This window comes from Arthrobacter sp. Soil_C_49 (assembly GCF_057656635.1).
The window spans coordinates 26,353-39,210 of the sequence record NZ_JBDGJZ010000020.1; the positions used below are offsets into that span (position 1 = coordinate 26,353).

The 12,858-nt window shown below is 65.3% G+C and carries 16 protein-coding genes; 3 read left to right on the forward strand and 13 right to left on the reverse strand.

The features are described 5' to 3' along the window. The first annotated feature begins 29 nt into the window (after positions 1-29). Complete coding sequence (locus AC3A4Z_RS21660) at positions 30-1,238, forward strand: MFS transporter (RefSeq protein ID WP_498714282.1); 1,209 nt, start codon at positions 30-32, stop codon at positions 1,236-1,238. Positions 1,239-1,288: 50 nt separating this feature from the next. Here the strand turns inward: AC3A4Z_RS21660 and AC3A4Z_RS21665 are convergent, their stop codons facing one another. Next, the gene (locus tag AC3A4Z_RS21665; protein ID WP_498714284.1) at positions 1,289-2,248 is read right to left on the reverse strand and encodes a cation diffusion facilitator family transporter; all 960 of its coding nucleotides are present in this window, start codon (positions 2,246-2,248) and stop codon (positions 1,289-1,291) included. A 196-nt stretch (positions 2,249-2,444) separates the two neighbouring features. Here AC3A4Z_RS21665 and AC3A4Z_RS21670 point away from each other — a divergent pair, with 196 nt between their 5' ends. Further along, complete coding sequence (locus AC3A4Z_RS21670) at positions 2,445-2,720, forward strand: GlsB/YeaQ/YmgE family stress response membrane protein (RefSeq protein ID WP_498714286.1); 276 nt, start codon at positions 2,445-2,447, stop codon at positions 2,718-2,720. An 87-nt stretch (positions 2,721-2,807) separates the two neighbouring features. On the opposite strand, the gene AC3A4Z_RS21675 is transcribed toward AC3A4Z_RS21670, so the two are convergent. The 4 genes from AC3A4Z_RS21675 to infC form a co-directional block, all read right to left on the reverse strand. Next, on the reverse strand, positions 2,808-3,719 hold the full coding sequence (locus AC3A4Z_RS21675; RefSeq protein WP_498714287.1) for a TrmH family RNA methyltransferase: 912 nt from the start codon (positions 3,717-3,719) through the stop codon (positions 2,808-2,810). Between the two features lie 64 nt (positions 3,720-3,783). Then, the gene (rplT, locus tag AC3A4Z_RS21680) at positions 3,784-4,170 is read right to left on the reverse strand and encodes a 50S ribosomal protein L20 (RefSeq protein WP_050055645.1); all 387 of its coding nucleotides are present in this window, start codon (positions 4,168-4,170) and stop codon (positions 3,784-3,786) included. A gap of 116 nt (positions 4,171-4,286) precedes the next feature. After that, complete coding sequence (gene rpmI / locus AC3A4Z_RS21685; RefSeq protein WP_009358635.1) at positions 4,287-4,481, reverse strand: 50S ribosomal protein L35; 195 nt, start codon at positions 4,479-4,481, stop codon at positions 4,287-4,289. 116 nt (positions 4,482-4,597) lie between these two features. Further along, positions 4,598-5,632: a translation initiation factor IF-3 gene (infC, locus tag AC3A4Z_RS21690; protein WP_498714289.1), complete on the reverse strand. Its 1,035-nt coding sequence runs from the start codon at positions 5,630-5,632 to the stop codon at positions 4,598-4,600. A gap of 387 nt (positions 5,633-6,019) precedes the next feature. Between infC and AC3A4Z_RS21695 the strand changes: the two genes are divergently transcribed. After that, complete coding sequence (locus AC3A4Z_RS21695) at positions 6,020-6,406, forward strand: DUF1844 domain-containing protein (RefSeq protein ID WP_050055647.1); 387 nt, start codon at positions 6,020-6,022, stop codon at positions 6,404-6,406. 145 nt (positions 6,407-6,551) lie between these two features. Here the strand turns inward: AC3A4Z_RS21695 and AC3A4Z_RS21700 are convergent, their stop codons facing one another. From AC3A4Z_RS21700 to AC3A4Z_RS21735, 8 genes are all read right to left on the reverse strand, one after another. After that, positions 6,552-7,853: an MFS transporter gene (locus tag AC3A4Z_RS21700; protein ID WP_498714292.1), complete on the reverse strand. Its 1,302-nt coding sequence runs from the start codon at positions 7,851-7,853 to the stop codon at positions 6,552-6,554. Between the two features lie 54 nt (positions 7,854-7,907). Continuing rightward, a complete protein-coding gene (locus AC3A4Z_RS21705; protein ID WP_498714293.1) occupies positions 7,908-8,795 on the reverse strand; it encodes an SseB family protein in 888 nt (295 codons plus the stop codon). 28 nt (positions 8,796-8,823) lie between these two features. Then, complete coding sequence (priA, locus tag AC3A4Z_RS21710; RefSeq protein WP_498714295.1) at positions 8,824-9,570, reverse strand: bifunctional 1-(5-phosphoribosyl)-5-((5-phosphoribosylamino)methylideneamino)imidazole-4-carboxamide isomerase/phosphoribosylanthranilate isomerase PriA; 747 nt, start codon at positions 9,568-9,570, stop codon at positions 8,824-8,826. Positions 9,571-9,614: 44 nt separating this feature from the next. Next, on the reverse strand, positions 9,615-9,773 hold the full coding sequence (locus tag AC3A4Z_RS21715; RefSeq protein WP_181762693.1) for a CG2302 family histidine operon protein: 159 nt from the start codon (positions 9,771-9,773) through the stop codon (positions 9,615-9,617). Further along, positions 9,773-10,585 carry an imidazole glycerol phosphate synthase subunit HisH gene (gene hisH, locus AC3A4Z_RS21720; RefSeq protein WP_498714299.1) on the reverse strand — a complete coding sequence of 271 codons (813 nt, stop codon included), beginning with the start codon at positions 10,583-10,585 and terminating at the stop codon, positions 9,773-9,775. The genes AC3A4Z_RS21715 and hisH overlap by 1 nt, the downstream gene beginning before the upstream one ends. Further along, positions 10,582-11,202: an imidazoleglycerol-phosphate dehydratase HisB gene (hisB, locus tag AC3A4Z_RS21725; protein ID WP_498714301.1), complete on the reverse strand. Its 621-nt coding sequence runs from the start codon at positions 11,200-11,202 to the stop codon at positions 10,582-10,584. The genes hisH and hisB overlap by 4 nt, the downstream gene beginning before the upstream one ends. Positions 11,203-11,262: 60 nt before the next feature. After that, positions 11,263-12,381, reverse strand: coding sequence for a histidinol-phosphate transaminase (locus AC3A4Z_RS21730; protein ID WP_498714303.1), 1,119 nt, complete (start codon positions 12,379-12,381; stop codon positions 11,263-11,265). Between the two features lie 69 nt (positions 12,382-12,450). After that, positions 12,451-12,807, reverse strand: coding sequence for a LysM peptidoglycan-binding domain-containing protein (locus AC3A4Z_RS21735; protein ID WP_498714367.1), 357 nt, complete (start codon positions 12,805-12,807; stop codon positions 12,451-12,453). Positions 12,808-12,858: the final 51 nt, after the last annotated feature.

The following is a 12,858-nucleotide window of genomic DNA, read 5'->3' on the forward strand; positions in this document are numbered from 1 at the left end:
GTATCTCCAGCACCTCGAAAAGCAGGCACATGAGCAGCGTCATACAGTCGCCCACGGCAACCAGCACCACCACCCCGAATATCGCTCTGGCTATCATTGCCCTCGCCATGGGAGGGGTGGGGATCGGGGTCACCGAGTTCACCATGATGGGCCTGCTGAAGGAAGTGGAACAGGGCCTGGACATCAGCACTCCCGAAGCGGGGCACCTCATCTCCGCCTACGCGCTGGGAGTGGTGGCAGGCGCACCGCTGCTGGCCGCCGTCGGCGCCAAACTTCCGCGCAAGAACCTGGCCCTGGGCTTGATGCTGTTCTTCACCGTGGCCAACCTGACGTCCTTCCTGGCCCCCGACTACGGAACCATGCTGGTGTCACGGTTCGCGGCCGGGCTGCCGCACGGCGCATTCTTTGGCGTAGCGGCCGTTATCGCCGCCTCGCTGGTGCCGCCCACCCGGCGCGGGTGGGCGATCTCCATGGTGATGGCGGGCCTGAGTATTTCCAACGTGATTGGCGTTCCGGCAGCAACGTGGGTGGGACAGACCTACGGCTGGCGCCTGCTCTTTATCCTGGTGGGACTGCTGGGGATGCTCACCCTGGTGTTGATCTGGCGGTTTGTTCCTTTCCACAAGGCGCATCCGGACGCCAGCATCCGACGCGAACTGGGGGCGCTCAAGCGGCTCCAGGTCTGGCTGGCCATCCTGATCGGCATTGTGGGCTTTGGCGGCTTCTTTGCCACCTACACGTACATCTCCCACACCATGACACACGTGGCCGGCCTCCCGTCATCGCTGATTCCGCTGGTGGTGGCCTTGTACGGGCTGGGCATGGTGGCAGGCAACGTGGTGGGCGGCAGGATTGCGGACAAGTCGGTGATGGGCACGCTGTACAGCGTGCTGCCTGCTATTGCGGTAGCACTGGTGGTATATGCCATCGCCGTGAACTGGCCCTGGTCAGCCCTGGTGATGGTGTTTGTGGTGGGCGCCGCCGGATCCATGCTTATCCCGGCACTGCAGACCCGCCTCCTGGACGCCTCCCCCGACGCACCCTCGCTGGCCTCGTCCCTGAACCACGCCGCCCTGAATGTGGCCAACGCGCTCGGAGCGTTCCTGGGCGGACTGGTGATCGCATGGGGCTGGGGCTATGTTGCCCCCGCTCTGGTGGGCGCATGCCTGGCCGTCCTGGGCCTTGGCGTTGCTATAGCCAGCGGATTGCTGGAGCGCAAGAAGCCGCTGGCCGCCTGATACAAGACGGGCTGCGGCTTTACTTGCTTGGCTGTTCTGGCGGGTAGCCGTCAGGGTCCGGGTGCCGCCGCAGCGGGCTGGTGGCCGGCGCCTTCCGCATCTGAACGGTGCAGGTCCGGCTCCAGGTAGATCACCCTGGCAATCGGCACTGCTGACCGGATGCGTGACTCGGCACTGTCGATTTCCCTCGCGATCTCCGCGCCCGTATCGTTGCGGTTGATGGCAATCTTGGCCGCCACCAGCAGCTCTTCCGGCCCCAGGTGCAGGGTCTTGAGGTGGATGATCCGGGTGCCGTCCGCTTCGAGGGCTTGGGCTATGCGTTCCACATCGTCCTTGGACGCTGATTCACCCACGAGCAGCGACTTCGTCTCCAGGGCCAGGATGACGGCGATCGCTACGAGCAGCAGGCCGATCATGGCCGTACCGGCAGCATCCCACAGTCCGTTGCCGGTAATGAGCGTCATGCCGACGCCAATGAGGGCGAACAGCAAGCCCAGGAGGGCGCCGAAGTCCTCAAGCAGGATGACCGGAAGTTCAGGTTGCTTGGCGCTGCGCACAAACTTTGCCCACGACTGCTGCCCGCGGGTGCGGTTCGATTCCTTGATGGCGGTCCGGAACGAAAAGGACTCGGCAATGATCGCGCCACCCAGGACGGCAAGGGGAACCCACCAGAAATCGCCTTCGATGGCGTGCGGGTGCTGGAGCTTCTCCCACGCCTCATACAGCGCAAAAAGACCGCCCACGCTGAACAGCACAATGGACACAATGAACGCGTAGATATACCGCTCGCGGCCGTAACCGAAAGGATGTTCAGGGCTGGCTGCCCGTTGCGACTTCTTGCCGCCCACCAGCAACAGGACCTGGTTGCCGGAGTCGGCCACCGAGTGGATTGCCTCGGCGAGCATCGATGACGAACGCGTCAGGAAATACGCGATGAATTTCAGCAGGGCGATGGTCAGGTTGGCAGCGAGAGCCGCAATAATCGCCTTGGTACCGCCACTTGCAGCCAACGGGCTCCACCTCTTCTACGGTTGGTGAACACTACGGTTTCGCGGATTCTGACTAGGCTCCGCCCATGGTTACCGTACCCGCCGGGGCGGCAGGCATGCACCGGAGGCAAGCCCAAAGCCTGCTGACAACCCCGGGGCCCTATGTTAGCTTGAAGCTCATCGGGACGGTTTATCCCGGTCACTATAAGGAGGAGACATGGGTTTTCTTGCTTGGATTATTCTCGGCCTCATCGTGGGGGCCATCGTTAAAGCCGTCATGCCCGGCAGGGTAGGCGGCGGTTGGGTCACCAGCCTTGTACTGGGCGTGGTAGGCGCAATAGTAGGCGGCTGGATCGGCAGCCTGCTCTTCAACAGGGGCGATCTGGCCTTCTTCGATCTCGGCACGTGGATTCTTGCCATCGTAGGCGGCCTGGTGGTCGCCGGCATCTACGGTGCCATCACCGGACGCGGCAGGGCAATGCGCGCGCCCTGAGTCCGGCCGACATATCTCCAAATTTCACCCAAGCGGGGGCTCCGGTTGATCCGGGGCCCCCGCTGCGGTTCTTGGGCCGGGGGTCAGCTATCCCGGGAGGGCCGCCGGGAGGTGCTGGGAACGGGCGCTGGCATAGAGGCAGACGGTGGCGGCCGTGCCGAGGTTGAGGCTTTCCGCTGCCCCGTAGACGGGGACGGCAACCCGATGGTCGGCGAGGTCGAGTTCAGCCTGGGACAGTCCCTGCGCCTCGTTGCCGAACAGCCAGGCGGTAGGTTTTTCCAGGTCGTATTCAGAGGGGGTGGTCTCCCCCGTCAGCCGGCGCCGGGCATTCTCGTCCTGCAGCGCATCGAGATTGAGGGAACCGTAACCGTCCGCGGCGAGGATGCCGATCCCCCGGGCCCGGCAGGCTTCAGCGAGTTCTGTGACATCTGCCCCCAGCACTACCGGGAGGTGGAACAGGGAGCCTGCGGTGGAACGGACGGCCTTCGGGTTATAGATGTCCACGCTGGAGCCGGTGAGGATGACTGCGTCTGCACCGGCCGAGTCCGCCGCGCGCAGGACTGTGCCGGCATTTCCCGGATCCCGGACCTGGCAGAGGACGGCAATGAGGCGGGGCCCGGCGTCGAGCACTTCCTCCAGGGGGACGTCAACGAACCGGCAGACAGCGATGATGCCCTGCGGATTGACCGTGTCCGCCATGGCGGCCAGGACGTCGTCGGTAGCCAGCCGCGCGTTGGTGCCCTCGGCGAGTTCCTCGAACTCAGGAAACCGGTCCAGGCAGGCTTCACTGGCGAAGACCTCCGTGACCACACCGGGGGCACCCCTCGCGAGGCGCTGCTGGTGCAGCTTCAACGCTTCGCGAACCGCCTGCGGGCCTTCAGCCAGGAACTGTCCGCGCTTTAAACGGGCCGGGCGCCCGGCAAGTTTTGCCACATCCCTCACCCGATCTGCTCGGGGGTTGGAGAGTGGTAAATCCTGCGGGCGCCCGGTGTCGTTCATAAAGGAAACTTTAGTGGCTAGGGCCACCAGTTCCTGAACTGTCCCATTGCGGGGTGCAGCGTTGCTACGCAACAACCTTCTTGGCGGAGGTGTCAGCGGGCAGCGAGTCCTTGGCAACCTGGACCAGTGCGGCGAAGGCGTTGGCGTCGGAGACAGCCAGTTCGGCCAGCATGCGGCGGTCAACTTCAACCTCAGCGGCCTTCAGGCCCTGGATGAGACGGTTGTAGGTGAGGCCGTTGGCGCGGGAAGCAGCGTTGATGCGCTGGATCCACAGGCGGCGGAAGTCGCCCTTCTTCTTCTTGCGGTCGCCGTAGCTGTACACAAACGAGTGCAGCAGCTGCTCTTTGGCCTTGCGGTACAGGCGTGAACGCTGTCCACGGTAGCCCTTTGCGCGTTCAAGGATAACCCGGCGCTTCTTGTGGGCGTTGACCGCCCTCTTCACACGTGCCACGTGCGTACTCCTTCGAAATTCTGATCCCAAGCATCTACTGCCGGATGTCCGGCGGCCTGAGAAGGCTTTTTGGCAGGTGACTTACACCAGGTGGTGCCAGTCAAAGAACTTGGAAATTAGATGCCGAGCATCTTCCGGATGACCTTGGCGTCGCCCTTGAAGACGATCTTGTCGCCGGCAAGGCGACGGGTCAGCCGGGAGGACTTGTGCTCGAGGTAGTGGCGGCGGTTGGCCTGCTGGCGGCGCAGCTTGCCGCTGCCGGTCAGCTTGAAGCGCTTCTTAGCACCACTGTGGGTCTTCATCTTCGGCATGGGAACCGATCTCCTTACGTGTCCGCAGGCGGGGCCTGCAGTTCTATCGCGCAGCTGCCCCTGAGGGCGGCGTGCTGGTTGCTGACTGCCGGAGGGCGGCCTCCGGCAGCTGTGAACTATGTGGTCTTCTTGCCAGCCGGCTTCGGCACTGCCTTGGGGGCAGGGCGCGCAGCGGGCTTGGGCGCAGCAGGCCTGGCCACCGGTTTCGGCGGAGCAGGAACTGCTGCGGGCTTCGGCGCCGCGGCTGCCGGCTTGGCAGCTTCGGGCTTGGCCGCAGTCGGCTGGGGTGCCGGTGCAGCAGCCTTGGGGGCTTCCTGCTTGGGAGCCTCAGCCTTGGGAGCTTCCTGCTTGGGAGCCTCAACCTTAGGGACTTCCTGCTTGGGAGCCTCAGCCTTGGGAGCTTCCTGCTTGGGAGCCTCAGCCTTAGGAGCTTCGGCTGCCTTGGCCGGAGCTTCCTCAGCGGCAGGTTCGACGGCGGGAGCCGCCTCCTGTGCGGGAGCAACAGCAACTGCTTCCGGTTCCGTCGAGACGGTGAAACCCTCGGGCAGCAGGTCCGCGAGGGACTGCGTCAGGGGTGCCTGGTCGTCGCCGGAAACGTCAATGCGGCCAGCTGCCTTGGCCTCGTTCTGAGCCTTCGCTTCAGCCCGCTGCGTAGCGCGGCGTGCTTCTGCCTTGGCCTCAGCCTTGTTTTTCAGCGGCCCAACCACCATGACCATGTTTCGGCCGTCGATCCGGGGGCTGGATTCAACCACGCCCACTTCGGCGACGTCGTCGGCGAAGCGCTGGAGCAGGCGGATGCCCATCTCCGGACGCTGCTGCTCGCGGCCGCGGAACTGGATCATGGCCTTGACCTTGTCCCCGGCGCCGAGGAAGCGCAGTGCGTGCCCGCGCTTGGTCTCGTAGTCGTGGGTGTCGATCTTCAGGCGGAAGCGGATCTCCTTCAGAACAGTGTTCGTCTGGTTCTTCCGTGCTTCACGTGCCTTGACCGCGGCCTCGTACTTGTACTTGCCGAAGTCCATCAGCTTGCACACCGGAGGCTTCGCCTGAGGTGCAACTTCAACGAGATCAAGGTCGGACTCGGCGGCCAGACGCAGGGCATCCTCAATACGGACGATTCCTACCTGTTCACCTGCAGGGCCGACCAGCCGCACCTCGGGGACGCGGATACGCTCATTGATTCTTGGCTCGCTAATGTTAAAGCTCCTGTGTTGTTGTGGGATCCGCCGGCAAATAGAGAAGGCCCCCAATTGCCGGAGCAATCGAAGGCCTCGAAGACTGGCTGCGCGTGCCATAGGGCACTGCATGTCCGGCGCCGGCGAATGCCGGAAACCAGAACCAACCAGGTACCCGGCAACCTTGCGTTCCATCGAACTTCCGGAACAGCGGCTGACGCGGGTGGGAGAGAACTCCGCTTGCAAACTGCATGCCATTCTACAGAGAAAAGTCCCCACAACGCAGGCGCTGCTGGGAACCTTGATCGTTTCTTGAACAATCTCTGAAATAACGACATCCAGTCGGTCTGTGTCAAGCTTACCAGTATGAGCACCCCAGACAGTAATTCATACGTTTTCGAGCCTGCCGATGCCGGCGTCGATGTCTCCCAGCAGATCCGCGACATTTCCGAAGTGCCGGCCATTGAGGTCATCACCACCGCGGCCGTCCACCTGATGAGTGCCGCGGCCGTCAAACTTGGCCTGGCTGCAGAAGAGAACGCCCAGGAGCTCAAGGACCTGGACGAGGCCCGGAAACTGATCACCGCACTGGCCGGACTGGTGACCGCTGCGGCCCCTGAAATCGGCTCCCAGCACGCAGGACCGTTGCGCGACGGTCTGCGGTCGCTGCAGCTGGCCTTCCGTGAAGAGTCGTTGATCCCCGACGCGCCGGGCAAGGGCCCGGGCGAAAAGTACACGGGCGCCGTCAACTAAAGGCGCAAACTTCCCCGGCAGTTCCCGACGGCGGGCCGACCTCCCAGAGGTCGGCCCGCCGTCGCGAGTTAACCCTGGAGTTTTTGTCCAGATATGCAGGGTTAGACGCATCTCAAGTCTGCATATCTGGACAAAAACTCCACTCCTACGCCGTGATGTTGTTCCTCCGGCGGCGCCGCTGGAGGACCAGCCCCACCAGGCAGAGCGCCACGCCCGCGGTTCCCACCGAGACAAAGCCTCCGGAAGGCCCGATCTGGTCGATGAAGACGCCCGCCAGCGGGGCGCCCAGGGCCACACCGGCTGTGAGGGCCGAGCCATACCAGCCCATGGCCTCGCCGCGCCGCTCCTCCTCCACGAGTTCCGCCACCTTCTCGGATGCGGACGAGAGGACAGGAGCGCAGAGGAGCCCGGGCAGGATCGAAACGAGCGCGAGGGTCCAGGTGTTGTGGGCGAAACCCATAGGGATGGTCAGGGCGGCCATGCCGAGTAGCAGGACAATGGGCGAGATGGGCCGGTGCATGGCACCGTAGATGAGCCCGCCCACCACGGAGGCCGCACACCAGAACAGGAATACAATTCCGATTTCGCCCTGGTGCCCGCCGGTTTCCAGCGCTGCAACGATGCCCACGTCGGTGCCGCTGAGGACCATTCCCGCTCCCGCGGCCACGGCGAAGAGCGCAGCCACGGTGGCCGTGAACCACGTGAAGTTTCCGGCGACTTTCGCCCTGAGTCCGGCACTGCGGGCAGTGTGGGCAGCAGCGGGGGCCAGGTCCGCGGCGGCCTCCTGCAGGTGCGCGGGGGCGGTAGAGACGACGGCGGCTTCGGCCGCGCGCTGCTGGTCCGCCTCGCAGTCGCCAGCGGTTGTGGCGCTGCGCGTGGGTGGGTTGAACCACATCAGGAACAGGCCGGCCAGGGACGTGGAGACGCCCACGATCGTCAGGCCCGCCACACTGAAGCCGCTGGTGGCCACGATGGCTCCCGCGGCGGGGCCGATCATAAACACCACTTCGGTGGTGATGGCGTCGAGGGCGAAGGCAGTGCGGCGCTGGTCGCCGTCGGCCAGCACACCCAGGGACTGGCGTACCACGCTGAAGATGGGGAGTGTGAGCAGTCCGCCTACAAAGACCAGCGGCAGGAGCCATTCGTAGGACACATGCGGGACGATTGACCATATGACGGTCTCGGATACCACTGAGGGGATCAGGGCTTTGCGCAACCCCACGGTGTCCACGCGGCGGCCGCGCCAGGGCGCGCCCAGGGCGATGCCGATGGTCATCACGGCGGCGGCCGTACCGGCCGCGGCGTAGCCCTGGCCGAGGGTCAGGACGATGTGCAGGGTCAGCAGCACGCCGGCTGCCGAGTGCGGAATGCGGGCGATCATGCCCACCAGGAGCAGCCGCCGGATGGGCCGCACGGCAAGCAACTCCCGGTAGAGAGCGAAATTCACGAAAGAATCCTTCGGTCTGCCGCAGCCGGCCGGGGATCCCCCTCCTCGCCGCAGCTAATGGTCAGCGCGCCGCAGTTTTACCTCGATGGAGTCGACCCGCTCCCCAAACAATACATTCCGGGACCACTCAGCCTGGAGTCCGGCCACCAGTTCCTGCACGGCGGCAGCGTCCAGGCCGTCCTCCAGGTATAGGACCACCTGCAGCTCGGGACCGGCCCCTCCGCCGGGGAAGACGGCCCCGTCAGCGGTGCGGGCTGCCACTCCCCTGCCCGGCAGGAGCTCCAGGCTCCGCACCGCGGGGAAGCCGGCTGCAGCCTGGCGCATCTGCCCGGCGAGGACATCATCGATATAGGAAGGGATCCAGTCCTGCTGCTGGGCCAAAGCCCACAGGGCCGGGCGCCGGACCACAAATGTGACCGTCGAGCCCGGGTCCAGGACCAACAGTTCGGCTCCTTCGGCCACCGCCGAAAGGGCCGCGCGGGCGGCGTAGACCGCTACCGGCCGTGCCTCCGGGTGCCACGCGCTGAGTGCCTCGGCGGAGGTGAACGCCGGCATGGCGGTCCGGCCGTCGGCGGCTTTGAGTGTCACCAGGGCCATGTCCGCCTGTTTGTCGGCGTGCAGGCCGTCCTGGCCTTCGGCTTCTTCCGCGAGCTGGGCGACGATCGGAATAAAAACCCTGGCGGTGGCGAGGGAGGCGACCACGGCTGCCTCGTCCCCGTGTCCGGCCTGCAGGGCCGCGACGGCGCTGAGGTAACCGGCGTCGGCCAGTCCGTCGTCGTTCTCGAAGTTGTGGATCTTGGCATGCTCCCCTGCCAGGCTGCGCCCGGCCCAAGGCTGGCCGGCAGAGTCGGCGGCACCGCCGGCGCCGGCCAGCGCTGCGGCGATGTGGCCGGGAAGGTGGCGTTGCGGAGGGGTACCGGATCCGGAGTCGGTGCTGGGCATGGCGTTGCCTGGGGACTGGTGCGGCTGGCTAGCGGCGGCCGGCCACGTCGAGGGCTTCGGGCAGCGTGAAGGCACCTGCATACAAGGCCTTGCCCACGATGGCGCCCTCGACCCCCAGCGGCACCAGTGAGCGCAGGACCTTGAGGTCGTCCAGGCTCGAAATGCCCCCGGACGCCACCACGGGCTTGCCGGTTTTTTCGACCATCTGGCGGAGCAGCTCCACGTTAGGCCCCTGCAGGGTTCCATCCTTGGTCACGTCGGTGACTACGTAGCGCGAGCATCCAGCCTCTTCAAGCCTGCCCAGGACATCCCAGAGGTCCCCGCCTTCCTTGGTCCAGCCCCGGCCGGCCAATGTGGTTCCGCGGACATCGAGGCCGACGGCGATCTGGTCGCCGAAGCGTTCGATGGCCCGGCGGGTCCACTCCGGGTTTTCCAGGGCTGCCGTACCGAGGTTCACACGTGCCACGCCCAGCCCAAGTGCCGCTTCGAGTGTTGCGTCGTCGCGGAGGCCGCCGGAGAGTTCCACCTTGATGTCCAGCCTGCCCACCACTTCGCGCAGCAGCTCGGCATTGGAGCCGCGTCCGAAGGCGGCATCCAGGTCCACCAGATGGACCCACTCGGCTCCCTGCTGCTGCCAGTTCAGTGCCGCTTCCAGCGGGGTTCCGTAGCTAGTTTCGCTGCCGGCTTCGCCCTGGACCAGCCGGACGGCCTGGCCGTTGACGACGTCGACGGCGGGCAGCAGTTCAAGAACCGGCAGGTCGGTAGCGCTGTTCATCAGAATCCTCGAAGGTTGGGGGGGGAAAACGGGTAAGGGTGCGGCTAGTTGGCCGGCAGCGTCAGCAGATAGGCGGCGAGCAGTGCCATGCCCGCCAGGACATAGAAGGAAACCTGGGTCCAGAGCGGTTTGTGCTGCTGCCGGAACGAGATGCCGCCGCCGATGAGCAGGCCGGCGAGTCCCATCAGCAGGACAGACCACACTAGGCGTCGCCGCCGGCAGGAGTTTCGGTGTCAGGAGTTTCGGTGTCAGGCACCGGATTGCCTGCCTCCGGGGTGGCTGCGCCGGCGTTGCCTGCCTCGGCCGGCCTGCGCAGGGCATCCACCCAGTTACGGAGGAGCTGAGCGCCGGCGTCGCCGGACTTTTCCGGGTGGAACTGGGTTGCGCAGAGCGGACCGTTCTCCACTGCGGCGATAAACGGGGCGCCGTGCTCGGACCAGGTGACCAGCGGCGCGGCCATCCGCGGCTGGATGACATCGAAGTTCCATTCCTGCACGCCGTAGGAGTGCACGAAGTAGAACCGCTCGTTTTCGACGCCGGCAAAGAGCTTGGAGCCCTCGGGCACCTTCACGGTGTTCCAGCCCATGTGCGGAACCACCTCAGCGGGAAGGAGTTCCACTTTTCCGGGCCATTCGCCGATGCCTTCAGCCTCGGTGCCGTGTTCCACACCGGCTTCGAACAGCACCTGGAGGCCTACGCAGATCCCCAGGACCGGACGTCCTCCGGCGACGCGGCGGCCGATAAGGCGGATGCCGTCCACAGCCTTGAGCTCACGCATTACGGTTTCAAAGGCGCCGACGCCGGGAACCACCAGGCCGTCGGCGTTCAGGACGTCCTCGGGCTTTGCGCTGAGGATTACCTCGGCGCCTGCGCGCTCGAGGGCACGGACTGCCGAGCGGACGTTCCCGGAGCCGTAGTCCAGCACCGTGACGGTGGGTTTCCCCTCGGGGGACGGCAGCTTCTGTGAAGCTGAGGGATCGATGATGGCGCCGTCGCGCAGGACCTGGCCGCTCACAGCGCACCCTTGGTGGAGGGAATGCCTTCGACGCGGGGATCGGACTCAACGGCAGCGCGGAGGGCACGTGCGAATGCCTTGAACTGGGCTTCGACGATGTGGTGCGGGTCCCTGCCCGCGATCACGTTCATGTGGAGGCAGATTCCGGCGTGCAGGGTGATCGCTTCAAAGACGTGGCGGGTCAGCGAGCCGGTGAAGTGCCCGCCGATCAGGTGGTATTCCTGGCCTGCGGGCTCCCCGCCGTGTACCAGGTACGGGCGGCCGGAGACGTCGACGACGGCGTGGGCCAGTGCTTCATCCAGGGGCACGGTGGCTTCACCGAAGCGGCGGATTCCCGCTTTATTGCCAAGGGCGGTGCGCAGCACTTCACCAAACGTGATGGCAACGTCCTCGACGGTGTGGTGGACGTCGATGTGGATGTCCCCGGTGGCCTTGACCGTCAGGTCGATGAGTGAGTGCTTGCAGAGCGCGGTGAGCATGTGGTCGTAGAACGGCACCGAGGTGTCGATGTCCGAGACGCCGGTACCGTCGAGGTTGATCTCCACGAGCACGGAAGACTCGCTGGTGGCACGCTCCATGCGTGCCGTCCTGGCCGCAGTGGATCCGGTGGAACTCATGGTCAAGTGTCCTTTGGGAAGAAGGAGTGGTTCAGGGCGTCCAGCGCCGGTACTTCCAGTCTAGGCGGGAAGCTTCGACTGGCTGGTAAGGATGCTTTCCAGGGACGTGAGGAAGGCTGTGGTTTCCGTCTCAGTGCCCGCTGTGACGCGCAGATGCCCCGGGATTCCAACATCGCGGATCAGCACACCAGCGTCCAGCAGTTCCTGCCAGACCTGGTGCGGGTTCTCCAGCCCGCCGAAGAACACATAGTTGGAGTCCGAGGCAGCCGGCTTCAGGCCCATCCTGGTCAGCTCCGCCACGATCCGGTCGCGCTGTTGCTTGATGTCCTCAACGTCCGCCATCAAGGCTTCACGGTGCTGAAGGGCTGCCAGCGCGGTGGCCTGCGTGATGGCGGAAAGGTGGTACGGGAGCCGGACCAACCGCAACGCGTCGGTGACTTCGGGCGCCGCGGCCATGTAACCGAGGCGGGCCCCCGCCAGGGCGAAGGCCTTACTCATGGTGCGCGAAACGATGAGCCGCTCACGGCCAGGCAGGAGGGTGAGCGCACTGGGCGTTCCGTCATGGGCGAACTCGTGGTACGCCTCGTCCACAATGACGATCGTCTGGCTGGCCTCGCCGGCCTCGTACACGGCCTCGACAACATCGAGCCCAAGGCCGGTTCCGGTGGGGTTGTTCGGGGAACAGAGGAAAACAATGTTGGGCTGCAGTTCCTTGACCTGCAGGGCGGCCGATTCAGCGCTAAGGCCGTAGCCCTCCGCCCGGTCGCCCACGATGTATTCGGTGTCCGTGCCGCTGGCCAGCAGCGGGTACATGGAGTACGTGGGCGGGAAGCCAAGTGCAGTGCGGCCGGGTCCGCCGAAAGCCTGGAGGATCTGTTGGAGTACCTCGTTGGAACCGTTGGCCGCCCAGATGTTCGTCTCGTCTAGGCCGTGCCCCAAGTACTCCGCCAGGGCCTTGCGCAGTTCGGTAAATTCCCGGTCCGGGTAGCGGTTCAGGCCTGCGGCAGCCTCCGTTACTGCGGCACTGATGGCCGCGCGGACATCCGCGGGCACGCCATGGGTGTTCTCGTTGACGTTGAGGAGGATGGGGACATCCAGCTGGGGGGCGCCGTAGGGGGTCAACCCACGAAGGTTGTTGCGGAGGGGAAGCCGGTTCAGGCGCTCTAGCTGGTCATTCACCTGAACAGTTTAGTGCCCGTGCAGGAGACCGGAAAATGTGACGGTGCCCTGTTCGCGCTCAGCGTGCAGCTAGCGTGTGGGCACGTACAGCTGCTGGCCGGGGTGGACCGCGCCGGCACTCAGGTTGTTGAGCTGCACGATGTCCGCCACGACATCGCGCGCATCCCGCCCGGGATCAACGGTTCCGGCGATAGCCCACAGGGACTGGCCCGGCTGCACGATGACCGTGACCGTGGGGGTGACCGAAAGGTCTGCCGCCGATTCCGAGGCCTTTGCCGGCGAGTTGAAGAAGCCGGCAAGGGAAAGAAGCAAAGCCGCCAGCAGGACCAGGGGGATGCCGATCAGGACCACCTTCCCGCGGCGGGTCAGCCGCAATGGCGGCAGGGGTGCAGGACGCTCCGGCTGCCGGCTGGCCGGCTGCGACATGAGTTGATGCACCGAAAGAAGCTGCGGACGTGAACCCTGTGAAGCAGATGT

Bases quoted from the DNA above. Each gene is read 5' to 3' on its own strand.
- hisB (WP_498714301.1), bottom strand. From the start codon at position 11,202: ATGAGTTCCACCGGATCCACTGCGGCCAGGACGGCACGCATGGAGCGT.
- AC3A4Z_RS21675 (WP_498714287.1), bottom strand. From the start codon at position 3,719: ATGAACGACACCGGGCGCCCGCAGGATTTACCACTCTCCAACCCCCGA.
- priA (WP_498714295.1), bottom strand. From the start codon at position 9,570: ATGAACAGCGCTACCGACCTGCCGGTTCTTGAACTGCTGCCCGCCGTC.
- rpmI (WP_009358635.1), bottom strand. From the start codon at position 4,481: ATGCCGAAGATGAAGACCCACAGTGGTGCTAAGAAGCGCTTCAAGCTG.
- AC3A4Z_RS21660 (WP_498714282.1), top strand. From the start codon at position 30: ATGAGCAGCGTCATACAGTCGCCCACGGCAACCAGCACCACCACCCCG.
- AC3A4Z_RS21695 (WP_050055647.1), top strand. From the start codon at position 6,020: ATGAGCACCCCAGACAGTAATTCATACGTTTTCGAGCCTGCCGATGCC.
- AC3A4Z_RS21705 (WP_498714293.1), bottom strand. From the start codon at position 8,795: ATGCCCAGCACCGACTCCGGATCCGGTACCCCTCCGCAACGCCACCTT.
- AC3A4Z_RS21670 (WP_498714286.1), top strand. From the start codon at position 2,445: ATGGGTTTTCTTGCTTGGATTATTCTCGGCCTCATCGTGGGGGCCATC.
- AC3A4Z_RS21735 (WP_498714367.1), bottom strand. From the start codon at position 12,807: ATGTCGCAGCCGGCCAGCCGGCAGCCGGAGCGTCCTGCACCCCTGCCG.